Origin of the sequence: Actinosynnema sp. NPDC023658, assembly GCF_040639995.1 — a bacterium.
Classification (GTDB): Bacteria; Actinomycetota; Actinomycetes; order Mycobacteriales; family Pseudonocardiaceae; genus Actinosynnema.
On the sequence record NZ_JBFAAX010001435.1, the window covers coordinates 1 to 1,136 of the forward strand.

The window sequence follows — 1,136 nt, forward strand, 5'->3', positions numbered from 1 at the left end:
GGCCTGGTACACGCTCAACAACCTCGTGGGCACCGCGCCGTCGGCCACCCAGTCGTTCGAGGCGGAGAGCGCGGCCCTGTCCGGTGGCGCCGGGGTCAACACCGACCACACCGGCTACTCCGGCGCGGGCTTCGTCGACGGCTACGGCACCGCCGGCGCGACCACCAGGTTCGCCGTGAACGCGACGACGGCCGGTTCGCACAACGTCGGCCTGCGCTACAGCAACGGGCCCAACCCGTCGTCCGGGACCAAGACCGTCAGCGTCTACGTCAACGGCGCGAAGGTCAGGCAGGTCGCCCTGGCCGACACGGGCACCTGGGACACGTGGGCGACGCACACCGAGGCGTTGACGCTGAGGGCGGGCGCGAACACCATCGCCTACAAGGTGGACAGCGGCGACATCGGGCACGTCAACCTGGACTACCTCACCGTCACCCCGGCCCAGCGCGTCGCCCTCTACAGCGGGGGCGGCACGGAGAACTGGCGCAACGCCGACGGCAGCGCGCCGTCGTGGCCGGTCTCGGGCGGCTCGATGGAGGCGCTCGGCGGTGACATCCGCAGCCGGCAGGTGTTCGGGGACTTCAAGCTGCACCTGGAGTTCTGGCTGCCGAACCTGCCGTCCACCGTGACCGGCCAGCAGCGCGCCAACAGCGGCGTGTACCTCCAGGACCGCTACGAGCTCCAGATCCTGGACAGCTACGGCAAGCAGGCGCTGGCCGCCGACGACGCGGCGAGCATCTACCTCAAGAGGGCCGCGTCGTCCAACGCCGCCACCGCACCGCAGACGTGGCAGACCTACGACGTCACGTTCCGGGCGGCCCGCTTCGACAGCGCGGGCGTGAAGACCGAGAACGCCCGCGTCACCGTGGTGTGGAACGGCGTGACCGTGCACCAGGACTTCGCGATCGACGGGCCGACCGGCAACGGCGCGGCCGAGGGCCCGACCGCGGGACCGCTCCGGCTCCAGGACCACGGCGACCCCGGTGAGAACGTCCGCTTCCGCAACATCTGGGTCGAACCGCTCGGGTAGCGCACGACACCCCGGGGGCGCCCCGCCCCGGGGGGGGGGGCGGCCGCGGCGGGGGGGGCGGGGGGGCCGGGGGCGGGTCGACAAGCGCCCCCCCCCCCGCATAGGC

Annotated in this window: 1 protein-coding gene; it reads left to right on the forward strand. The window is 73.0% G+C overall.

Features of this window, described 5'->3' with window-relative positions:
• On the forward strand, window positions 1-1,030 hold a 1,030-nt coding region (locus AB0G02_RS41610; protein ID WP_360806507.1), incomplete at its 5' end, for a family 16 glycoside hydrolase.
• Window positions 1,031-1,136: the final 106 nt, after the last annotated feature.